The organism is Janthinobacterium sp. P210006, from assembly GCF_036231885.1.
In the GTDB taxonomy this organism is placed as follows: Bacteria; Pseudomonadota; Gammaproteobacteria; order Burkholderiales; family Burkholderiaceae_D; genus Janthinobacterium; species Janthinobacterium violaceinigrum.
In genome coordinates this window covers 600,643-620,936 of record NZ_JAZARD010000002.1, presented here as the reverse complement: position 1 = coordinate 620,936, position 20,294 = coordinate 600,643, and the positions used below count along the sequence as shown (strand labels likewise).

19 protein-coding genes are annotated in these 20,294 nt (G+C 63.9%); 13 read left to right on the top strand and 6 right to left on the bottom strand.

All coding sequences use genetic code 11. The features are described from left to right. Nucleotides 1–88 precede the first annotated feature (88 nt). Together VPH41_RS11260 and VPH41_RS11255 are read left to right on the top strand one after the other, a co-directional pair. Nucleotides 89–661: a helix-turn-helix domain-containing protein gene (locus tag VPH41_RS11260; RefSeq protein ID WP_328570049.1), complete on the top strand. Its 573-nt coding sequence runs from the start codon at nucleotides 89–91 to the stop codon at nucleotides 659–661. Nucleotides 662–668: 7 nt separating this feature from the next. Then, complete coding sequence (locus tag VPH41_RS11255; RefSeq protein WP_328570048.1) at nucleotides 669–1,193, top strand: GNAT family N-acetyltransferase; 525 nt, start codon at nucleotides 669–671, stop codon at nucleotides 1,191–1,193. A 41-nt stretch (nucleotides 1,194–1,234) separates the two neighbouring features. On the opposite strand, the gene VPH41_RS11250 is transcribed toward VPH41_RS11255, so the two are convergent. Beyond that, the gene (locus tag VPH41_RS11250) at nucleotides 1,235–2,671 is read right to left on the bottom strand and encodes a methyl-accepting chemotaxis protein (protein ID WP_328570047.1); all 1,437 of its coding nucleotides are present in this window, start codon (nucleotides 2,669–2,671) and stop codon (nucleotides 1,235–1,237) included. 398 nt (nucleotides 2,672–3,069) lie between these two features. Between VPH41_RS11250 and VPH41_RS11245 the strand changes: the two genes are divergently transcribed. Continuing rightward, the gene (locus VPH41_RS11245; protein WP_226940949.1) at nucleotides 3,070–3,333 is read left to right on the top strand and encodes a DUF378 domain-containing protein; all 264 of its coding nucleotides are present in this window, start codon (nucleotides 3,070–3,072) and stop codon (nucleotides 3,331–3,333) included. 9 nt (nucleotides 3,334–3,342) lie between these two features. Beyond that, on the top strand, nucleotides 3,343–3,585 hold the full coding sequence (locus VPH41_RS11240) for a hypothetical protein (protein ID WP_328570046.1): 243 nt from the start codon (nucleotides 3,343–3,345) through the stop codon (nucleotides 3,583–3,585). A gap of 281 nt (nucleotides 3,586–3,866) precedes the next feature. Here VPH41_RS11240 and VPH41_RS11235 read toward each other — a convergent pair whose 3' ends face one another. Continuing rightward, entirely contained in the window at nucleotides 3,867–4,304 is a 438-nt protein-coding gene (locus VPH41_RS11235) for a c-type cytochrome (RefSeq protein ID WP_442906258.1), read from the bottom strand. 201 nt (nucleotides 4,305–4,505) lie between these two features. Next, nucleotides 4,506–5,384, bottom strand: a complete 879-nt coding sequence (locus VPH41_RS11230) for an EamA family transporter (RefSeq protein ID WP_328570045.1) — start codon at nucleotides 5,382–5,384, stop codon at nucleotides 4,506–4,508. A gap of 214 nt (nucleotides 5,385–5,598) precedes the next feature. On the opposite strand from VPH41_RS11230, the gene VPH41_RS11225 reads away from it, so the two are divergent. Continuing rightward, on the top strand, nucleotides 5,599–6,084 hold the full coding sequence (locus tag VPH41_RS11225; RefSeq protein ID WP_328570044.1) for a hypothetical protein: 486 nt from the start codon (nucleotides 5,599–5,601) through the stop codon (nucleotides 6,082–6,084). Nucleotides 6,085–6,451: 367 nt separating this feature from the next. Beyond that, entirely contained in the window at nucleotides 6,452–6,832 is a 381-nt protein-coding gene (locus VPH41_RS11220; RefSeq protein ID WP_328570043.1) for a hypothetical protein, read from the top strand. A 54-nt stretch (nucleotides 6,833–6,886) separates the two neighbouring features. Here VPH41_RS11220 and VPH41_RS11215 read toward each other — a convergent pair whose 3' ends face one another. Both VPH41_RS11215 and VPH41_RS11210 read right to left on the bottom strand, forming a co-directional pair. Further along, on the bottom strand, nucleotides 6,887–8,746 hold the full coding sequence (locus VPH41_RS11215; protein WP_328570042.1) for a phytase: 1,860 nt from the start codon (nucleotides 8,744–8,746) through the stop codon (nucleotides 6,887–6,889). A 17-nt stretch (nucleotides 8,747–8,763) separates the two neighbouring features. After that, nucleotides 8,764–11,304 carry a TonB-dependent receptor gene (locus tag VPH41_RS11210; protein ID WP_328570041.1) on the bottom strand — a complete coding sequence of 847 codons (2,541 nt, stop codon included), beginning with the start codon at nucleotides 11,302–11,304 and terminating at the stop codon, nucleotides 8,764–8,766. Nucleotides 11,305–11,610: 306 nt separating this feature from the next. Between VPH41_RS11210 and VPH41_RS11205 the strand changes: the two genes are divergently transcribed. From VPH41_RS11205 to VPH41_RS11180, 6 genes are all read left to right on the top strand, one after another. Then, complete coding sequence (locus VPH41_RS11205) at nucleotides 11,611–12,513, top strand: GGDEF domain-containing protein (protein ID WP_328570040.1); 903 nt, start codon at nucleotides 11,611–11,613, stop codon at nucleotides 12,511–12,513. Then, entirely contained in the window at nucleotides 12,513–13,538 is a 1,026-nt protein-coding gene (locus VPH41_RS11200; protein ID WP_328570039.1) for an AraC family transcriptional regulator, read from the top strand. Before VPH41_RS11205 ends, VPH41_RS11200 begins: the two co-directional genes overlap by 1 nt. 262 nt (nucleotides 13,539–13,800) lie before the next feature. Further along, nucleotides 13,801–15,195 carry a class I SAM-dependent methyltransferase gene (locus VPH41_RS11195; protein WP_328570038.1) on the top strand — a complete coding sequence of 465 codons (1,395 nt, stop codon included), beginning with the start codon at nucleotides 13,801–13,803 and terminating at the stop codon, nucleotides 15,193–15,195. Then, a complete protein-coding gene (locus VPH41_RS11190; RefSeq protein ID WP_152280814.1) occupies nucleotides 15,195–16,538 on the top strand; it encodes a sensor histidine kinase in 1,344 nt (447 codons plus the stop codon). The genes VPH41_RS11195 and VPH41_RS11190 overlap by 1 nt, the downstream gene beginning before the upstream one ends. A 1-nt stretch (nucleotide 16,539) precedes the next feature. Next, the gene (locus tag VPH41_RS11185; RefSeq protein ID WP_328570037.1) at nucleotides 16,540–17,637 is read left to right on the top strand and encodes a hybrid sensor histidine kinase/response regulator; all 1,098 of its coding nucleotides are present in this window, start codon (nucleotides 16,540–16,542) and stop codon (nucleotides 17,635–17,637) included. Then, nucleotides 17,630–18,643: a response regulator gene (locus VPH41_RS11180; RefSeq protein ID WP_328570036.1), complete on the top strand. Its 1,014-nt coding sequence runs from the start codon at nucleotides 17,630–17,632 to the stop codon at nucleotides 18,641–18,643. The genes VPH41_RS11185 and VPH41_RS11180 overlap by 8 nt, the downstream gene beginning before the upstream one ends. Before the next feature lie 110 nt (nucleotides 18,644–18,753). Here the strand turns inward: VPH41_RS11180 and VPH41_RS11175 are convergent, their stop codons facing one another. Then, nucleotides 18,754–19,281 (bottom strand): SRPBCC family protein, encoded by a 528-nt coding sequence (locus tag VPH41_RS11175; protein ID WP_328570035.1) that lies wholly within the window; start codon nucleotides 19,279–19,281, stop codon nucleotides 18,754–18,756. Between the two features lie 214 nt (nucleotides 19,282–19,495). On the opposite strand from VPH41_RS11175, the gene VPH41_RS11170 reads away from it, so the two are divergent. Further along, entirely contained in the window at nucleotides 19,496–20,281 is a 786-nt protein-coding gene (locus tag VPH41_RS11170) for a DNA/RNA non-specific endonuclease (protein ID WP_328570034.1), read from the top strand. Nucleotides 20,282–20,294: the final 13 nt, after the last annotated feature.

The following is a 20,294-nucleotide window of genomic DNA, read 5'->3' as shown; positions in this document are numbered from 1 at the left end:
GTTGCCTGGCATCCGCGTGCAGGTCTGTGCGTTGAGCAACTGTGCTGGCTGCTTGCCATATTTTCTTTTATGGGATAAATTCCCATATATGGAAAATGCTATGGTTACCGAGAACGATACGGAGCAGCGGCTGGCGGCGCGTCTGAAACAGTTGCGCGTGGAGCGGGGCTGGTCGCTGGACCAGCTGGCCAGTGCCAGCCAGGTCAGCCGCGCCACATTATCCCGCCTGGAAAATGGCGAGGTCAGCCCCACCACCAATGTGCTGGGCAAGCTGTGCGCCGCGTATGGCCTGGCCATGTCGCGCCTGATGCGCATGGTGGAAGACGATTTCGCGCCCCTCGTGCGGCGGGCACAGCAAAGCGTGTGGACGGACCCGGACACGGGCTTCATCCGCCGTTCCGTCTCGCCGCCCGCCCGAGCGCTGGCCGGCGAAGCGCTCGAATGCGAGCTGGGCGCGGGCGTGACGATCGCCTATGCCGCTTCGCCCCGGCCCGGCATGGAACACCATCTGTTGCTGCAGGAAGGCCAGCTGACCGTGACGGCCGACGGCCGCTCCCACGCCTTGCAAGCCGGCGATTGCCTGCGCTACCAGCTGCAGGGCGCCAGCACGTTTGTCACGCCGCCCGACAGCGGCGCCCGTTATTTTCTGTTCATTGTCTGACGTTGCCATGCCCCCATCGTTCAGTTTTTTTACACCCGCCGATATCCGCGCGCGGCTGCCGGAACTGGGCGCCTTGCTGCAAGACTGCGTGCTCGACGGCGCCAGCATCGGCTTCATCCTGCCGTTCGACGGGGCGGCTAGCCAGGCATTCTGGACGGACAATGTGCTGCCTGCCGTGACGCGGGGCGTGCGCCTGCTGCTGGTGGCGGAAGTGGAAGGGAAGGTGGCGGGCGCCGTGCAGCTGGACTGGGATACCAATCCCAACCAGGCGCACCGGGCCGAGGTGCGCAAGCTGCTGGTCGCGCCCGCGTTCCGCCGGCGCGGCATCGCCCGCTTGCTGATGCAGGCAGTGGAAGGGCGGGCGCGCCAGCTGCCGCGCAGCCTGCTGACCCTGGACACGCGCAGCAGCGACCACGCGGAAGCGCTGTACTTGTCGCTGGGCTATGTGGTGGCGGGCAGCATCCCCGGCTATGCGCTGGCGCCGGTCGGCGACCGGCTGGACGCCACCACCATCCTGTACAAGCAGCTGTAAGGCAGTGTCACAAGCAGCTTCAAACAAGGTAGGTCAGGAACTCAGGCTTTCAGGCGCGCTCTAACGACAGGAGGGCGCAAGCGTGCCGGCGCAGGTGCCGCCCTGTCCTGCGTCGCACCTTGCGCGGCAACGAGGCTGATGGCCGGTGCCGCGTGCATGGGCGCCACTTCATTGCCCAAGGTGAAGATGCCCACCGTTCCCGATAGTTGCTGGGCGCGCTGCTGCATGCTGGCCGCGGCCGTCGACGCCTGTTCTACCAGCGCGGCGTTTTGTTGCGTCACATGTTCCATCTGCACGATGGCGGCATTGACTTGCTCGATGCCGGACAATTGCTCGCCGCTGGCCACGCTGATCTCGCCCATGATGTCTGTCACGCGGTGTACGCTGGCCACGATTTCGCGCATGGTGGCGCCCGCCGCATCGACCAGGCGCGCGCCTGCATCGACCCGTTCCACGGAGTCGCCGATCAGTTGCTTGATTTCCCGCGCTGCGCCGGCCGAGCGCTGTGCCAGGGTGCGCACCTCGGCGGCCACGACGGCAAAACCCCGTCCCTGTTCGCCTGCCCGCGCTGCTTCCACGGCCGCATTCAGGGCCAGGATATTCGTCTGGAAGGCGATGGCGTCGATGACGCCGATAATGTCGACGATCTTTTTCGACGAGGCATTGATCGAGCTCATGGTATCGACCACTTCGGCCACCACCTTGCCCCCTTTGCCGGCCACGTCGGCGGCCGACTGGGCCAGCTGGTTGGCTTGCCGCGCATTATCCGCATTTTGCTTGACGGTACCCGTCAGTTCTTCCATCGAGGCGGCCGTCTGCTCCAGCGAACTGGCTTGTGCCTGCGTGCGCTGCGACAAGTCCAGGTTGCCGGCGGCGATTTCACCGGAGGCGCCCGCGATATCGTGCGTGCCGCCGCGCACGTCGCCCACGATATGGATCAAGCTGGCATTCATGTCTTTCAGTGCCTGCAGCAGCTGGCCTACCTCGTCGCCCGATTCGACGCGGATATTGCCGCTCAGGTCGCCGCCGGCCACCTTGCGCGCCACCTTGACGGCGTGCCGCAGGGGCCGCACGATGCCGCTGCTGATGAACCATGCCGTGAGCAGGCTCAACACGCCGCCTGCCAGGCCCAGTGCAATGATCAGCACGCTGGTATTGTGCGCGCGGGCCATGGCGGCATCGCCTGCCGCCCGCATCTGCGCCGATTGCGCGGCGATCTGCTGGTCGAGCGCCTGCATGGCCGGGGCCTGGCCCGCTGGCGGCGAGACAGCGTCCGGCGCCGCCTGGGCTTGCAGCGTATTGCGTTGTGCCTGCAATTGCTCGATGCGCGCATACCGCTGGTTCACGCTGCTGTCGATTTCCCCGCTCACCGTGGCCAGTTGCCACGTGCTGATGGTGACGACCACCGCCAGTAACAGCGATGCCAGCAAGAATCCCGTTGTCAGGCGTACCCCGATGCGTATGTTTGAAATATTCATGTCCCCTCAGCTGTTGTCCCATGGTGGCCGCTTGCCATGCCAGGCGCATGATGCGGCGCTATTGCCCCTGACGTTGCTGGGGTGAAATGAGTGTAGCAGTGCAGTACTAAGTAATCTATAAATATTTCCATATTGGAATTGGTCACTGCTTGTTTAGCAACAGGCGGCGATGGCGCGGCGCATGCGGCACCGTTGCGCGATTCGCCAGCGCCCGTGATGGGGTGCAGTGTCTGTCGTGTGTGCCGGATCTGTTGCCAGATAAAATCACCGGTCCGATTACAGACTCGTCCTACCACTATCCCCGGCATCGTCCGACTGGTGCCTGCCGGAGCCGCGCCTACACTGTTCCTTGCACGGACCCGGCGGCGGGTCCTTTCTTCCAATCTCAGGAGGTTGATATGGCGAATATCCAGGCAGGTTCGGACGGTGCGGCAAACGAGGAAATGACGGAAAAGCGCCTGAATGTGGTCGACTGGATCTCCATGATCCTGCTGATCGTGGGCGGCTTGAACTGGGCGCTGGTGGGGCTGTTCGATATCGACATCGTGGCCCGTATCCTGGGCGCCATGACGACGGCGTCGCGCGGCGTGTATGTGCTGGTGGGGCTGGCGGCGCTGTATTCCATCTACCTGTGCGTGCGCAAGCTGCCAGGCAAGCCCTAGGGAAAGCCCATGCCCACCGGTGCAAATCCCAGACGCGAACGCGAATTCAGGAAGCTGGAACAGCAGTTCAGGCAGGACGGGCGCTATCGGGGCCGCGAGGAAGAAGTCGCGGCGCGCATCGTGAACAAGCAAAGGGCGCAGGCAGGGGAAACGAGGGAGATGCCGAAGCGGAGAAAGGCCCGCAGCCCTGCCTCGGATGCACCGGCGTCAGACCTGCCCATCGCCGGCTGCCCGCATTTGACGGTGGCGTAAATCCGCGACAAGCTGGCCGGCCTGTCCGCTGCCCAGCGCCAGCATCTGCGTGCCTATGAAGCTGCGCACAAAAAGCGCAAGGGCGTGCTGCAAGCGCTGGAGGCTTGACCTGGCGTCCTGGGTTGGATGCAGTGTGCTGCGCGGCGCCTGCCTGCCGACGTGCGGGTTGGCAGGCCAGGGTCCGGTTTGCTTGAGTACGGCCTGCTTGATGGCCGGCAGCTTCGTTGGCGCATGCGCAGATGGGGTGCGCCGCATGCACTGTGCATGCGTTGCGGGTGGGCTTACTGGGTGCGCAGGTAGGCCAGCAAGTCGGCCACTTGTTGCGTATTGCCGATGCCCCAGAAACGCATGTTGTTTCCCGGAATGAAATCGCTCGGTGCTTTCAGGAATCCGGCCAGGTTTTGCTCGGTCCAGACAATATTCGCGTTCTTCATGGCTGCTGAATATTTGTAATCGGTGGTGGATCCCGCTTTGCGGCCGATCACGCCCGTCAGCTTGGGACCGAAGCCGCCGCGCGCCGATGGTCCCACCTGGTGGCAGGAAGCGCACTTGCGAAACGCGGCCTTGCCCGCCTCGGCATTGCCCTTGAGAGGAGGCGCGGGCGCCGGAGCGGCTGCTGCCTGCGCGGTGGTACCTGGCGCCAGCAGCAGGGCGGCAGCGGCAAGCGGGGAGAGCAGGCGAAAGGTGGCTGTAAAGGTCGCTGTGAAGATAGATGTCATCGCTAAGGCGGGAAGGTACGGTACTGAATGTTCGATAGGGCAAGCAATGCCTTATTTTACAGGCGGACATCAAATACTGCCCGCCCGCCCGCCCGCCCGCTGCGCGGCGATGCCAGGCCGCGCTGCATGAAGCGGCGCCGGTGCCGGACGGACTGAATGCCGTTATCGCTTATTCGTTACCCGCTACCGCTACCGCTACCGCTACCGCTTGCCGCCCTGGGCGCCCAGCGCTGCCATGGCCGACGCAAACACGATGCAGGCGATGGCCAGCCATTGGGTCAGGCTCAGCAGTTCTCCCAGCACGGCCATGGCGGCCAGCGCGCTGACGGCTGGCGCCGCGGCGCTGAACATGCCGAATACCCCTTGCGGCAAGCGGCGCAGGGCAAAGATTTCCAGAGAGTACGGCAGGGCGCTGGACAGCATGGCAATGGCCAGCCCCATCAAGGCAATCGATGGCGCCAGCAGGGCCGTGCCCGAATAGGTGATGCCGATGGGCACCGTCACCATGGCCGCTACCGTCATGCCCCAGGCCACGGCTTGCCCGCCCTGCAAGGTCGAGGCGCGCTTGCCGAAGATGATGTACAGCGCCCAGCACAGGGCCGCTCCCAGCGCATACGCCACGCCGACAGGGTCCAGGCTGCCCGGGCTGCCCTGCAGGGGCAGCAGCAGATACAGGCCGAACACGGCGCACGCCACGGCCAGCAAATCGCGCGGCCGGCGCGACGACAGCATGGCTACGGCCAGCGGCCCCGTCACCTCGATCGCGACCGCGATGCCGATCGGTATCAGCGCAAACGCCCGGTAGATCAATAAATTCATCAGTCCCAGCACGGAACCGTAGACGAGCAGATTCAGCACATCCTTGCGCGTCAGCCGGTAGCGCCAGGGCCTGAAGATGGCCAGCAGTATCAGCGCCGAAAACCCCACGCGGTATGCCGTAATCCCTTCCACGCCGATGACGGGAAACAGATTCTTCGCAATCGCGGCCCCCAGATTGACGGAAATCTGCCCTCCCAATACGGCCAGGGAAGGGAGCAGGATGCTGTCGGAGAGGGGGGAGGTCGAGGCGGGGGAGGTCATGGGGCGCCATTTTAATACGCAACAGGCCGCTAGTCGCTGGCAGATCAGCAACGGACGGCATTTATCCGCCCGTACTGGCGGCAATGCGGAGCGGACACTGTTGTAATAGTGCAAGTATTTTCTGATAATGCTATTCTGCCGGTACACCACTGATCAGTGGGGTGCCGCCAACGATTCTTTGTCTCTATGGAGCCGCTCTATGAATTGCAAAAGCATGGCAGTGACCATCGCCTTGGTGTTTGCTGCCGGCATGGCTGGAGCACAGGCCTTGCCGCCGCAGGCGCAATTGCCGGTCTGGGCAACGCAACAGCTCGATAGTCTGGCCAAACGCGAAGCGGTCGAAGTGAGTGCGCGCATGAACCCGTTTGTCCTGCGCGGCGATTTCGATGGCGATGGCAAGGGTGATCTGGCCGTGCTCGTCAAGAACAAGGATAGCAAGAAGGAGGGCATCGTCTTCCTGTTCAGGCAAAAGACGGCGCCCCTCGTCGTCGGTGCCGGACATGCCTTGTCCAACGGCGGCGACGATTTCGCCTGGCTGGAAGTGTGGCAGGTGGAAGACAAGGGATCGTTGCAGCACAGCTATCATGAAAAATCCCTCAAGCTGAAAACGGATGGAATCGTGGTGGCGAAAGAGGGTTCTGCCAGTGCCTTGATCTATATCAAGGGCGGCAAGGCGTTTTGGCAACAGCAGGGCGATTGATGGAGTGCCCGCGTCTGTTCGCTGGCTGGCAAGCAGTCCACGGGAATAGGCAGAGCCTGAATCGGCATGAATTGAGAATATGACAGCACTGGCAGTGGATTTCGTTGCATCCTATACCCCCTCATCCGAAGCGAAAATTGCGTTTGCCTGGAATGGCAGGCATGGGCCAATTTCGACGATGCCAACATGGCGTTTCGCACGGTCATAGGCGATTATTTCGAAGAGCATGCGCAGTTGGGTGCTGCGCATGTCCTTGACCCAGCCGGGCGCGACGGGAACGCTTTCCGTGCGTGCCGCTGTGCCCTGACTTATTACGATGGAGTAGTGTTGAATGTATGTATTTAGTATCGGCGACACCAATTTTGCCGTGGATGCCGCGAAATCGCGGATCAGCGTGGCGACACTTGCCAATGGCATGCGGGAAATTAATATCACGATCGAGGCCGACGACGATGAGTTCATGCGGCTGACGGAAGACGACGACGCACCGTGGTCGTGGGCGCTGTATCCGCCGTCATTCTCTTTGCACGGTTTGCTCGTTGCGGGAATGGATGCCGCGCCCGTGCACGGGCTGGCCGTCGATGCCAGCAGTACGGACTGTGAATGCAGTCTCTACATGATGGAATACCGCGATGTGGCGGACCTGTGCCTGGTGGAACTGTCGGCGCAGCGGCTGGCGCTGACGGGCAAGGTGGATTTTTTTGGCGACAGCATGCCCTTCGCCATCGATCTGCCGCGCGCGGCCTAGCACCTGTCTGTCGCGCGGCGGCAGGGGCGGCCTGTGCGGGCCGCCCCCGTGTCACTAGTCCAGCTTCAAGGCCTTCGCCACATCCCCCCACGCCACATACTTGAAGTTCTGCGGCCCGTCGGGCAAGCGCTTGTAGCCGTCCTGGATCACCAGCATGCCTTGCGCGTACGCGCCGCCCAGGTTGGCGGAGGTGACGTCGAGGCCGTCCGTTTCCGAGGTGCCGTCGATGCCGGCGGGTAAATTGAAGCCCACCTTGAAGCGGCCGCGCACCTTGTACGGCGCTTGCGCGTCAAGCACCACGTAGCTGCTGTCGCCCTGGCTGGAAACGATCAGGTAGCCCGTGTTGGCCTTGGCGCCAGACTGGCGGTAGATGGCCATGCCTTCCACGTCGGCCGTCAGGTGCGCGCCCACGGGCAAGACCATGGCGAGCGCGTCCGGCTTGGCGGCGTCGGCCGAGGTGGTCCACACGCCGCGCGTTTCCTCGCCCAGGAACAAGCGGGCGTTGGCGTCGTCGGCCACGCAGCCTTCCGGTTGCGTGGCCACCTTGAAGCTGCGCAAGAGGGTGGAGCTGAACTTGTTGCCTTCCAGGCCGATGCTGTACTGCTGGAACGTGCCGTCCTTGTCGTTGATAAACGCTTCCACGCCGCCGCTGGCCGGCTGGTACAAGCACATGCCGTAGATGCTTTTCAGGCCAGTAGGGAAGCGGCCCGCTTCCGCCACCACGCCATCGGCATTGATGGTGAACAGCATCATGCTGTTGTCGTCGCGTTGGGTGGCCACGGCCAGGTCGACCTTGCTGCCGCCCAACTGGATATTCTGGCGCACGTCGACGTTGTTCAGGCGGCCCACTTCCAGCAGCTGTGTCTGCTTGCCTTGCAGGTCGTAGACGAGCAGTCCTTGCTTCTTGTTGGTGCCAAGGATGCGTGCGTCGGCGGGGTTGCTGGACAGCCAGATGGCCGGGTCGTCGGCCGCGTCGCCCTGGCGCGCCATCGGTTCCGTCTGCGCTTGCGGGGCGATGATGGCGGCCGCAGGCTGCGTTTCCGCCTTGCCCGTCCATTTCAAGGGCCGCGCTTGCCAACCGTTCTTGCCGCGCAGTAGCAAGGAGTCCTTGTCCAGCGCCAGCTGGCTTTCACCCTTGCGCACGTTCAAGGCCACGGCTTGGGCTGGCTGCGCCGTCCATTGACTTCCCTGGCGGGCGAACAGGTGCAGCTTGTCCGCCTTGCCGTCGAGCACAGCCACGCCGCCGGGCAACACGGCCAGCGCGCCGGCGCCGCCGTCCAGCTGGCCATACGGCTTGCGCAGGGCCACCACTTCGCGCTTGCCCATGCCTTCGGACTCGGCGTCATACGCCCACACGCCCATGTTCGACTCGCTCACCAGCAGGCGCTGGGCGCCATCGTCGGCCCGGCAATGCTTGGCGTGCGGCGGCAAAGCCAGTTTGCGCACCAGCTGGCGCTGCTCGCCCTGTATCACCCACTGTTCCGCTTGCCCATCCTTGCCGATCAAGAACAGATGGGCTAGCTGCTGGGCGTCGCGGTACAGGCACGACGCTTCCACGGAGAACGTGGGCACGGGAAACGGCGCCAGCTTGACCAGTTTGCCAGCCTGCACGTCCACGGAGACGGGCAGGGGGCGCTGCGTGTCCGCTTCCAGGAAGACGGCCAGCACCTTGCCGCCATCGCTGCGCGTGTCGAGCTGCTTGGCGCGCACGGCGATGCGGTCCTGTTCCTGGCCCGCAGCGTTGAACAGGCGCAAGCCATGCTTGTCGAGCAGCAGCCAGCCGCCGCCGGGCAGGCGCGCCAGTTCTTCCGCTTCCTGCGTGAACGAAGGGACGGCTTGGGCAGAGGCCGCTTGCGCCGTGCCGCCGAGGCAGAAGGCAGCCAGCAAAGCGCTGCAGAGTACGGTTTTTTTCATGGTATTGGCAATCATCATCAGAAGGCGCTGGCTTTCAGGCTCACTTTAAAGGTGCGGCCATATTGTTCGTTCTGCACGTTGTATTGCTTCGTGCCCTGGTAGACATAGTATTTTTCGTTGTTCAGGTTGGCCGCCTCGAACACGACCTGGAATTGCTTGCTGATCTGGTAGGACAGCGAGAAATCGAGCTGCTTCTGGCTGTCGACGATATGGTCCTGGCTTTGGTCGAGGATGTCGCCACCCATTTCCAGCAGATACGGCGACTTGTAGTTGAGGGCCAGGCGGGCGCTTACGGGTCCTGTTTCATAGCCCAGCATCAAGTTCATCACCTGGTTCGACTGGCCCGGCAGGCGGATGTCGCGGTTCATCTGCTTGTTGCTGGCCTTGTCGAAGCGGCCGATTTGCGCGCTCGAGGTGCTCAGGGTGCCGTTGACGCCGACGAGCAACTTGTTGAACGGCGCCGGCAGCATGCGCAGCGGCTGCATGTAGGCCAGTTCGATGCCTTTGACCTTGGCCGCGTCGCCATTCGCATACGAGGTGGCTGTCGTGTAGCCTGCCCACTGGCCCGTGCCGGCCAGGTTCGTCGTGTAGGTGAAATTCTTGATGTCCTTGTAGAAACCGTAGGCCGACATCACGCCGTCGTTGCCCAGCACCCGCTCGATGCCCAGGTCCAGGTTGTTCGCCTTCAAGGGTTTCAAGTCCGGGTTGCCGATCACGGCTTCCGTATTGCTGGCCAGGCTGATGCCGGGCGCCAGCTGGCTGAAGTTGGCGCGCACCACGGCTTGCGTCCAGGCGGCCCGCACGCTGGTCTTGTGATCCAGGTCATAACGGGCTTGCAGGTTCGGTAGCCAGTTGGTGTACGAACGTTCGCGCGTCAAGGCCGTGGCCACGCCAGCGCTGTCCACTTGCGAACCTGCCGCCTCGAAACTGGTGCGTTCGGCGCGCACGCCGCCCAGGATGTGCCAGGCGTCGAAGTCGTAGCTGTTCTGCACATACATGGCGTTGATGTCTTCATGCATGCGGTAGTCGTTGATGATGGATTCCGTGGCCAGGCGTGCCTTGTCGCGGTCCAGGCCCGCCACGCGGGCGCGGATCAGGGCCGGGTCCAGCGCCACGCCGATGTTGCCCAGGTCGTAGTCAAGCTTGTGGCCTTGCACGAAATTGCTCATCGAGGTGGAACCGGCGCCCCAGTAATTGCCGCTCGTGGCCTTGCTGCTGTTATACGCCCATTGATCCGTGTCATTGGTCTTTTCACGGCGGCTGACTTTCGCGCCGAATTTCAGCGTGGCGATGTCGAACTTGCGTGTCAGGTCGATGCGCGCGTGGTGTTCGTTATCTTTCGAGTAGCGCTTTTGCAGGGTGATGGCGTTGAGCGCGTAGCTGGCCGGGTCGTACAGCGAGGCGGGGCCGCTCAGCAATGGTTGCTCGGTGCCATCGAAACTGATGCCGGCGAAATTGCTGATGCCGCGGAAACGGCCATCGTTCAAGGATTCCGGCGTGTCTTCCGTGGCGCGGCTCAGGCCGCCTTTTACATCCAGGGTCCAGTCGCCCGACTTCTGCTGCGTGCCCAGCACCAGGGAGCGCACTTGCTGCGTGTACTTGCGCTGGCGGATGCGGCGCTCGGCGCGCGCGCTGGCCGTCTGGTCTTCGGCCAGGCTGCCGCCCGCGATATTGCTGATGGTCAAACGGTCGCGCACTTCATTATCGGAAAATTCGCTGACGAACGAGCGCAAGAACCAGCTGTTGCCCGCTTCCGGGCGGTAATCGAGATTGACGGCCAGGGCGCCGCGCTTGCGCACGGGCAGGTAGTCGCGCAATTCCAGGCCCGACAATTTACCCTTGCTCCAGGCGCCGCCCGTTTCCACGTCATCCGAGCCGAACGAACGCTTTTCCGCGCTCAGGCCGGCGGCCACGCCCAGCTTGCCATCGAGGAAGCGCTGGGCCCACAGGGCGCCGCCGCTGGGGCTGGTCTTGCCCGTCTTTTCATCATGGCTGGCGCCCACGTTGGCCGACAGCAGCTTGCCCGGCAAGTCGAAGGCGGACAGCGATTTGACTTCGATGGTGGCGCCCAGCGAGTTGGCGTCCATTTCCGGCAGCAAGGTTTTCGAGACTTCCAGCGTGCGGATCAGGCCGGCAGGCAGGATGTCCAGCGCCACGGCGCGGCGGCCCGCTTCCGGCGACGGCACCAGCGCGCCGTTGATGGTCACGGCATTGAGGTCCGGCCCCAGGCCGCGTACCGTGATGTAGCGGCCTTCGCCCTGGTCGCGCTGCACGGAGACGCCCGGCAAGCGGGCCAGCGCCTCGGCCGCATTTTTATCGGGCAAGCCGCCGATATCGTCGCTGCTGATGACGCTGATGATGTTGTCGGCTTTCTCTTGCGCGGCAATGGCGTTGCGCAGGCTGGCACGCTGGCCGCTGACGACCACGGTGGCGGCTGGCTGGCCATCGTCCTGTGCTTGCGCCTGGGCCTGGCTGGCGCCGCTGAACACGGCCATGATGGCCAGGGTCAGGGCCGTCAGGCGCAGCGGGGAGGGAGTCGAAGTGTGCATGGTTTTCATGGTGGGCTCGGTTAGGGGGAAGGAACCGGGCGGATTCTAGGCAGCAAATATGACGGTTGCGTGACAGGCAAGGGTGGGCCGCCGTGAAAACCACGGCATGGGGCCGCTTTCCGAACGGAAATGAACCATGGTGAGCTGAAATGACCTGCCAGCGCAGGGCGCATGGGCAATGGCTTGCCGGATTTGCATCGGCTGGGCTGCGAATGATGAGCCGTTTGCACCTGCCGCACGGGCGTGGGGCATGTCATCGTGCCGTCATGGGCGGGCGCTATCGTGGCGACAGCACCACTTTTAAAGGTTCCCCACATGCTGCCGTTGCACCGTAACAGCCTGATTGCCGCCGCGCTGGCGTTGCCCCTGTTCTTTTTCCTGTACGCCACACTTGGGCACGCTAAACCGTTTGCCATCTGGAAGTGGATGGATATCGTCTGCGAAGGCGGCACGGCCGTCATGGCGGGCATCTGGTTCTTGTTCACTCTCAGCAGCCGTCCCCGCGGCCGCGTGACGAGCCTGATCGCAGGCGGCCTGTGCGCCATCATGCTGGGCTCCTGGGCTGATTGCCTCGATGAATTCTTTGCCGTCGATAAGAGTGCCGTGTGGGATAACTGGCTGGAAGCCTTGATTCCGTTCGGCATGCTGGTGCTGACGATCGGCATGTATTACTGGCGCCAGGAACAGTTTCGCCTGAACGAACACCTGCAAAAGCGCGAACGCCTGTTCCGCGACCACCGCGCCTTCGACCGCATCACGCAGCTGGCCGACGCCAGCTACCTGCGCACGCAGATGCGGCTGGAGCAGGAGCGCCGGCCCGGCCTCGACTGCGCTCTGGTCTTGCTCGACATCGACAGCTTTCACCTGATTAACCGCGAATACGGCCACCGCGAAGGCGACCGCGTGCTGCAAGCCGTGGGCCATATGCTGTTGCTGAACTTGCGCAATGACGACTTGCTGTGCCGCTATGCGGGCGACCGCTTTGCCGTGCTGATGCCGGGCGTGTCGCGCGAAGATGCGGCCGCGAAGGCGCGCCACCTGTGCGCGATGGTGGGGCAGATGCGCCACCACACGAACGACAACCGCGAAATCCGCCTGAGCCTGCGCCATGCCTGCGCGCTGACCGATGGCGTGCCGGAAGTGGTGCTCGCCGAACTGAGCCGTGCAGTGGAAACGCCGCGGCCCGGTTCCGCGGTCAATGCCGCCGCGCCTGCCTGATGCTCCTGAACCAGCAAGGCGACCCCAGCATCGCGGCCCACCACCAGCCCGCGCTGGTGCTCGATTATGCGCGCAGCCGCGAGCTGGCCACGGCGCCCCTGCTCAAGGGTACGGGCCTCGATGGGGGGCCGCTGCCGTCCGCGGAAAGCCAGGTCAGCGCCGCGCAATACCTGCAATTGCTGGCCAATGTGGCGCGCGGCCTGGACAGTGCCGATACCAGCTTCATGCTGGGCCAGCAAATGCTGCCCGGCCATTACGGCGCGGCCAGCCATGCCTTGCTGCAGGCGCAGAATCTGCGCCAGGCGCTGGGCATCCTGTGCGGATTCCATACCTTGCTGTGTCCACTGCTGCAGCCGCGCATGCGCGAGGCGGGCGACATGCATGTGCTGTACTGGGTCGATGCGTTCGGCGCACCGAGCCAGCTGCCGTTTCTGGTGGAAATGCACATGACGGCGCTGGCGGCCATGTGCCGCTGGCTGGCGGGCGAATCCTTGCCCTGGCGCTTTTGCTTCAACCGGGCGCGGCCCCGTCACGTGGAGCAGCATGAGGTGCACCTGGGCCAGGCGCTGCGCTTCGATTGCCAGGTCGACGCCATGCTCATCGATTCCAGCTGGCTCGACAAGCCCTGGCCGCGCGGCAATGCCACGGCGGCCGCGCTGGCCTTGCGGGCGGCGGCCCTGGCGCCCGTGCCTGCCGCCAGCCTGCTGGGCGCGCTGTACGACTATCTGCTGGCTAACATCCGCTGCGCGCCCACCCTGGAGCGCACGGCGCAGGAGTTTGGCGTCAGTCCCGCCACCTTCAAGCGCCACCTGGCGCGCCATGGCACGCATTTCCAGGCCGAGCTGGACCAGGTGCGCGCGCACAAGGCCATCTACCTGTTCCAGGCGCATGGCTACGACAACGATGCCGTGGCCGCCTACCTCGGCTTTCATGATGCCACCAACTTCCGCCGCTCGTTCAAGCGCTGGACGGGGCAAACGCCGCAGCTGCTGCGTCACGCGCTGGCCCTGTTCGTGGCCGGATGAACGGGGGCGTTGCGCGCCAGCGCCACAGGTAGTCGTTCCGGAGGGAACAATTGCCCGTTCTGCTACATCCATAGTACACTCGATCAGAGAGCGAACAGACGCGCTTTGAGGCGATCCGGCAAGGCGTCAGGTGACGCCGTAACGCCGCCATACCGATGGCGGGCCGGCGGCGATGACCGGTGTGCCGTGCCTTAACCCAGCCTGGAAACTGGCGTCCCCAGTGTGGCGCGCCGGAAACCGGGCAACTTGATAATGCTCAATCGTGTATTCACAATCGCAGATCGATCCAGTCGTCAGTTTCCGCAACACCCAGGGTGAGGCGGTGCGCGGCACGATTTTCAACTTGCAGCGCAATTCGCTGGTCATGGAAATCTACAATCCATACTCGATTGTGCAGGTCAGCGAGGTGCTCAATGACGTGACGGTGCGCATGGGGGCGAAGAATGCCTACGTGGGCAAGGCCGTCGTCATCAGCAGCGTCAACACGGGCCTGACCGCCATCGTTTCCGTGACCCTGATCGACGAGTGGCGCGAACTGAGCGACGTGGTGGTGGTCAAGGGCGCCGTGCTGAAAGAGTCCAGCGCCTTTGTCGCGGGCTGGGGCGAGCGCTTCCGCATCCGCCGCGACTACCAGATCGTCGTCAACGAAATGCGCGCCTTCCTGTCGGAAGTGGCGCGCTGGGTCGAGCAGGTCGACTTGTCCGACTCGCTGCCCAAGGAAAACGGCAGGCTGCGCCCCGATATCTTCGACGAGCTGGCCCTGCCGCTGATGGAGCAGACCCAGCTGTACCTGCGCCAGCTCGAGGTGGAAGCCTCGCTCGTCGAGGAAGAGCGGGCGCCGGCCCACCGCGCGTTTGCCCAGGCGGCCCTGCATCCGCTGATCCTGCGCGCGCCGTTCGTCTTCCGCACGTTTACCAAGCCGCTCGGCTATGCGGGCGACTACCAGATGGTCAACCAGCTGCTGGACGATCCGCGCCAGGGACCGAGCACCTACTTTCAGATCGTCAATGCCGCCTTCCTGCAGGCGGCCGTGGCCACGGCGCACCGCAACCGCATCGATATCCTGACGGAATTTTTGGCGCAGAAGGCCGCCGCGGCCCGCGCGGCGGGACGCGTCTACAAAGTGCTCAACGTGGGCTGCGGCCCCGCCATCGAGGTGCAGCGTTTCCTGGAAACGTGCCCCGATGCGCAGTGGCTGGCTTTCGAGCTGGTCGATTTCAGCAGCGAGACCCTGGACTGGACGCGCGCGCGCCTGACCACCATCATGCAGCGCACGGGGCGCGTGGTGGAAATCGACTACGTGCACGACTCCGTGCACAACCTGCTCAAGCGCCGCCATGGTTCGGGCGCCACGGGCTTGCCCGGCGTTTTTGACGCCGTGTATTGCGCCGGCCTGTTCGACTATCTGTCGGACAAGGTCTGCGCGCGCCTGCTGCTGCACTTTGCCTCGCGCGTGGGGCCGGGCGGCCGCCTGCTGGTGACCAATGTGCACGCCGACAATCCGGGCAAGTTCGGCATGGAGCATTTGCTCGAGTGGCATTTGATCTATCGCAATGAAGCGAGCTTGTCGGCCTTGCTGCCCGAACATGCGATCGAGCCGAAAATCTATGTCGACGCGACGGGCGTGAATGTGTTCGCGGAAGTGAGCATTCCTTGATGGACACTCCAGGCCTGCACGCCGGCTACACGGCCGTTCTGCGCGACTTTCGCCTGGAATTCAGCCGCGGCGGGGCCTACACGGGCATCGTGCTGATCCTGCTGGGCATGGGCCTCGATTCGGCCCTGTATCCGGACAAGCAGTCGGCGTTCACCGGTGCGCGCATCCTCGTGTCGGTGCTGATCTTTTGCGTCGTGCTGGCCATGCGCACGCGCTGGGCGCAGGACCGCATCCAGGGCCTGACCTTTGTCTGGCTGATCCTGCCGCAAATCATGATCGCCTGGATGATTGCCGTCACGGAAGGCGCCACCTCGATCTATTACGTGGGCATGACCCTGGCCATCTATTCGTCGGGCATCGTGCTGGCCTTCGGCTTGTGGCAGAATATGGTTTTCGGCGCCATCTCCTGCCTGCTGTACGTGGCCGCCTGTGCCTGGCATGCGGGCGGTTTCGACCTGGCGGGCACGTTTGTCGTCAATTGCTTGTTCCTCATCATGTCGGCCAGCATCAGTGCCGTATTTACCTATTTCAATGAGCGCGCCCGTTTCATGCTGTTCCAGCTGAAGGCGGAAGTGGCGCAAAAGAACACGCAGCTGGAAGAAACGAATAAAAGCCTGGCCGATATCAAGGGACAGATGCTGCAGCAGGAGAAAATGGCCGCCATCGGCACCCTGGCGGCAGGCATGCTGCATGAAGTGAACAATCCCGTGAATTTCTGCATGATGGCCATCGAGGTGGCGATCGAAGATCCGGCCGCCAAGCAAAGCGCGCTCGTCAGCGAATGCCTGGCCGACGCCAAGCAGGGCATGCTGCGCGTGCAGCACATCGTTTCCGACTTGAAGACCTTTGCCTACCGCAAGAGCGGCAACCAGCTGGAAACGGGACACTTCCAGTTCCGCAGCGCGCTCGACGCGGCCATCCGCCTGGTGGGCCATGAAACGAAAAATGTCAGCATCAGCCACGACTTGCCCGTCGACACCCTGGTGCGCGGCGACGAGGCCGCCATCGTGGGCGTGCTGATCAACTTGCTGGGCAATGCCGTGCTGTCCATGCGCAAGGGCAATGCGCCGCCGTTCGAGATCCGCATCACGGCCCACTGGGAAGAAAACCGCCTGCGCATCAGCGTGCGCGACAACGGTCCCGGCATCGCCCCGGAAAACCTGGCGCGCGTGTTCGAACCGTTCTTTACCACGCGCGAAGTGGGGCAGGGCCTGGGATTGGGCTTGAGCATCAGCTATGGCGTGATCGAACGCCACGGCGGCACCTTGAGCGCCGAAAGCGAGCTGGGCGAATGGGCCAGCATGAATTTCGACTTGCAGCGCTCCGATTGGGAGGGCCGTTAGCATGGACAACGATAGCCGCGCCAGCGTGCTGTATGTGGACGACGAGGCGCTCGCCTGCAAGTATTTCGAGCGTGCCGCCGCCTCGCGCTACCGCGTGCTGACGGCGCAGAGCGTCGATGCGGCGCTGGCCTTGCTGGAAGACGAGGCTGCCCAGGTCGATGTGCTCGTGACCGATTACCGCATGCCGGACCGCCTGGGCAGCGAGCTGCTGCAGGAAGTGGCGCAGCGTTATCCGCACATAGTCTGCATGCTGGTGACGGCGTACGCGGACAAGGACGTGCTGCTGGAGCTGATCAATGGCGGCTCGCTGTTCCGCCTGCTGGAAAAGCCGCTCGATCTGAACGCCATGCAGACGGCGCTGCAGCTGGCCGTGCAGACGGGCCGCGAGCGGGCCGCGCGCCGGCAGGGTCTGGTGGCGATGGAGGAATCGCTGGCCTTCCTCGCGCATGAATTGAACACGCCGCTGGCGGCCATCGCCAATTTTGCCCGCGGCATCGCGCGGCGCGCGCAGGCGGATGCCGCGCCGCAGGCCGAGATCGGCGAGGCCGCTGCCTTGATGCACGACAATGCGCGTTATTGCCTGTCCGTGCTGGGCAGCTTTGTCGACACGGTACGCCTGGCCAGCGCGGGACCGGGCATGCAGGGCGGACGCAGCGCCGGCAGCGCGCGCCAGCTGCTGGCCGCCTTGCTCGACAGCTATCCCTTGAGCACGGCCCAGCGCGCCGCCATCACGGTCGAGCAGGGCGAGGATTTCGCCATTGCCGAGTCGCCCAATTGCGTCGCGCTGATACTCTCATCGGTGCTGGCCAATGCCTTGCGCTCGGCCGGCGAGCAAGCCCACCCGGCCATCGGCATCCGCATCGATGCCGGCCGCATCCAGGTGCGCGACAATGGCGCCGGCATCGCGCCCGACATTGTCGAGCAGCTGTTGATCGACCCCGTCAGTGCCAGCGGCGACGAGAGCAAGGGCTGGGGCATGGTGTTCTGCCACCGCATGATGCAGTCGTTTGGCGGCAACCTCGATATCGCCACCGAGTTTGGCAATTCCACCACGGTAACCCTGAATTTTCCAGTACATATAAGGAACGAGCATGATTGACGCCAATCTGCGTTTACCGGCTCAGCTTGAGCCGGCGCAAGGCTTGCCGACGATACTCTATGTCGATGACGAGGCCAACGCCCTCAAATATTTCCAGCGCGCTATCGCGCCGCTGGCCAACGTGCTGACGGCCACCTCGGTCGAGGAGGGCAAGCGCATCCTCGACGAGCAGGCCGACCGCATCGCCGTGCTGGTGTCGGACCAGCGCATGCCGGGCGCCTACGGCAACGAGCTGCTGTCCTATGCCTGGGACCGCCATCCGCATATCGTGCGCATCCTGACCACCGCGTATTCCGAGCTGGAGCACACGGTGGAAGCCGTCAACCAGGGGCAGATCCACCGCTACATCCAGAAACCGTGGGATATCGCGGCCCTGCGCATGGAATTGAAGCAGGCGCTGGAACTGGCGCGGCTGCGCAATGAGCACGCCCAGCTGCTGCGCGAAAAGCTGATGGTGCGCCAGCGGCAAGCCGTCGCCAACCGCATCGGCACCCTGTACGCGCTGTGCGCCAGCCTGGCCGGTCCGGAACAGCAGCTGCCCGTGGAAGCGTATCTGTCGGCCGCCCTGACGGCCGGCGTCACGCCGCCCGAGCCGGACTGGCTGCTGATGGATTATGCCGACCTGGTCAGTTCGGAAGCGTTCCGCGGCACGGCGTTTGCCGCCGCCGTGCGCCAGCAGCTCGACGCGCTCGAGCGCGAGCATCCGGGGCGGGGCGTGGAGCAGGCGGTCGACATGCTGCTGCCCGCGTTTGGCACATCGCTGCAAAACCAGGGCGGCACGGCGCTGTTCCTCGATGGCCGGCTGCTGACGGAATTCCTGGAAACGCCCACCACCACGCCCGTTTCGCCCACCCACGCGTTCTGGCTGGCCAGCCTGCTGTGGCTGGCGCGGCGCGGCTGGTCTTTGCAGCTGAGCAAGACGGAGCAAGGCTTGCAGGGCAAGGTGGTGCAGGCTGAACCAGCGCTCACGCCAGACCACCTGGCGGCCTGGATCGAGCAATTCTGACGGCGCGCGCTCCCTTGCCGCAGATCGCGCTGCAAGGGGGGGGGGGGGGGGGGCGGGCACGATGAAAAACAGGGCCGCGCGGGCCCTGTTTTGGTTTGCATGGCGCGGGCTTAGCGCTCCGCAGCCGCTTTCAGGTTGGCCAGGCCCTTTTCGAAATCCTTGCCGATCATCCTGTCCATGCTGACGAAGACCGTCATGACCTTGCTGACGTAAGGGCTGGGGCCCGTCATGGTCCAGTTCACCTTGGTGCCCTCGCCCTCGGGCGTCATGCTGAAGGTGGTGGTGTTGTGGCTTTCAAACGGCTTGAGGAAGTCCAGCTTGATGACGGTGCGTTCGGGCTGGGCCGCTTCCGTGATTTCCATGCGGCCGGCGCCCACCTTGTCATTGCCTTGCCACGCATATTGCGCGCCCAGGCCGTTGGCCGGTCCCGTAAACGTACGGCGCATGGCCGGATCGAGCTTTTCCCACGGCGACCAGGCGGCCCAGTAGTGGAAATCCGTGATCAGGCCGGCGATTTTCTCGGGCGGGGCCTTGATGGTGATTTCACGCTGGACACTGAAGGTGTCGGGTTTGGTGGTGGCATAGCCGAGGATGGCGGCGACGACGACAACGATCAACAGCAGGGTTTTTTTGATCATATGCTCTCCAAATCTTGAATGGTCGATGCGAACGAATCAAGGCAATCTTAGCAGATATGAATGGCTGTGCGCTGCTTGTTGGGCTTTATTTGCGCCAGTTCTGTGCAGGGCCGCCTGCACGCCCATTCTCCGCCGCGCACGCCAGGCTGTACAGGTTTGTGGCGGGGGCCGCCGTCCGCTAGAATGCTGGCCTGCAAAGATTTCAAAGGGAAATATGATTCATCGATCGATCGCCAGGCTGACCCTGGCGTGCGGCGTGCTGGCTTCCGCCTTTGCCGCGAACCTGGCGCATGCCGACGCCTGTCCCGCCCATTATGTCGATGGCCGCAAGCCGGAAATCACCAATCCCAAGCTGGACGTGGCGACCAAAGAACTGTGCTACACGGTGTTTGGCGTGATGCACTCGGGTATCACGCGCACACCCCTGTGGTCGGCCGAGCACTTGACGGCGAACAACCTCGACGCGGCGCAGGACTTGTCGCGCGAAAACTCCTTCCATGCCGAACGCCAGCTGCCCGCCGCCCAGCGCGCGGAACTGGCCGACTATGCGCGCAGCGGCTTCGACCGTGGCCACATGGCGCCGAACGGCGACATGCCGGACCGCAAGAGTCAGCGCGACAGCTTTACCTTGGCCAACATGGTGCCGCAAGACTCGCGCAACAACCGCTATGTGTGGGCCGGCATCGAGGGCGCCGTGCGCAAGATGGCGAAGAAAGAGGGCGACTTATATGTGATCACGGGACCGGCTTTTATCGGCGGCAACCTGCGCAAGGTGGGAAGAGTGATTGTGCCCAGCCATCTGTACAAGGCCGTGTACAGCCCGCGCCAGCGCGCCGGCGCCGCCTATTTCATCGAGAACGTCGATACCAAGGCGTATGAAGTGCTGAGCATTGCGCAACTGGAAGACAGGATCGGCATCGATCTGTTACCGTCGCTGTCGCGGCAGCAAAAGCTGCGCATGCTGAGTTTGCCCAAGGTCAATAGCAAGTCCAGAAAATAATCCGCTTGAGAGG

Coding starts and splice junctions, on each gene's coding strand:
- VPH41_RS11260 (WP_328570049.1), top strand. CDS start 89: ATGGAAAATGCTATGGTTACCGAGAACGATACGGAGCAGCGGCTGGCG.
- VPH41_RS11255 (WP_328570048.1), top strand. CDS start 669: ATGCCCCCATCGTTCAGTTTTTTTACACCCGCCGATATCCGCGCGCGG.
- VPH41_RS11250 (WP_328570047.1), bottom strand. CDS start 2,671: ATGAATATTTCAAACATACGCATCGGGGTACGCCTGACAACGGGATTC.
- VPH41_RS11245 (WP_226940949.1), top strand. CDS start 3,070: ATGGCGAATATCCAGGCAGGTTCGGACGGTGCGGCAAACGAGGAAATG.
- VPH41_RS11240 (WP_328570046.1), top strand. CDS start 3,343: ATGCCCACCGGTGCAAATCCCAGACGCGAACGCGAATTCAGGAAGCTG.
- VPH41_RS11235 (WP_442906258.1), bottom strand. CDS start 4,304: ATGACATCTATCTTCACAGCGACCTTTACAGCCACCTTTCGCCTGCTC.
- VPH41_RS11230 (WP_328570045.1), bottom strand. CDS start 5,384: ATGACCTCCCCCGCCTCGACCTCCCCCCTCTCCGACAGCATCCTGCTC.
- VPH41_RS11225 (WP_328570044.1), top strand. CDS start 5,599: ATGGCAGTGACCATCGCCTTGGTGTTTGCTGCCGGCATGGCTGGAGCA.
- VPH41_RS11215 (WP_328570042.1), bottom strand. CDS start 8,746: ATGAAAAAAACCGTACTCTGCAGCGCTTTGCTGGCTGCCTTCTGCCTC.
- VPH41_RS11210 (WP_328570041.1), bottom strand. CDS start 11,304: ATGAAAACCATGCACACTTCGACTCCCTCCCCGCTGCGCCTGACGGCC.
- VPH41_RS11205 (WP_328570040.1), top strand. CDS start 11,611: ATGCTGCCGTTGCACCGTAACAGCCTGATTGCCGCCGCGCTGGCGTTG.
- VPH41_RS11200 (WP_328570039.1), top strand. CDS start 12,513: ATGCTCCTGAACCAGCAAGGCGACCCCAGCATCGCGGCCCACCACCAG.
- VPH41_RS11190 (WP_152280814.1), top strand. CDS start 15,195: ATGGACACTCCAGGCCTGCACGCCGGCTACACGGCCGTTCTGCGCGAC.
- VPH41_RS11185 (WP_328570037.1), top strand. CDS start 16,540: ATGGACAACGATAGCCGCGCCAGCGTGCTGTATGTGGACGACGAGGCG.
- VPH41_RS11180 (WP_328570036.1), top strand. CDS start 17,630: ATGATTGACGCCAATCTGCGTTTACCGGCTCAGCTTGAGCCGGCGCAA.
- VPH41_RS11175 (WP_328570035.1), bottom strand. CDS start 19,281: ATGATCAAAAAAACCCTGCTGTTGATCGTTGTCGTCGTCGCCGCCATC.
- VPH41_RS11170 (WP_328570034.1), top strand. CDS start 19,496: ATGATTCATCGATCGATCGCCAGGCTGACCCTGGCGTGCGGCGTGCTG.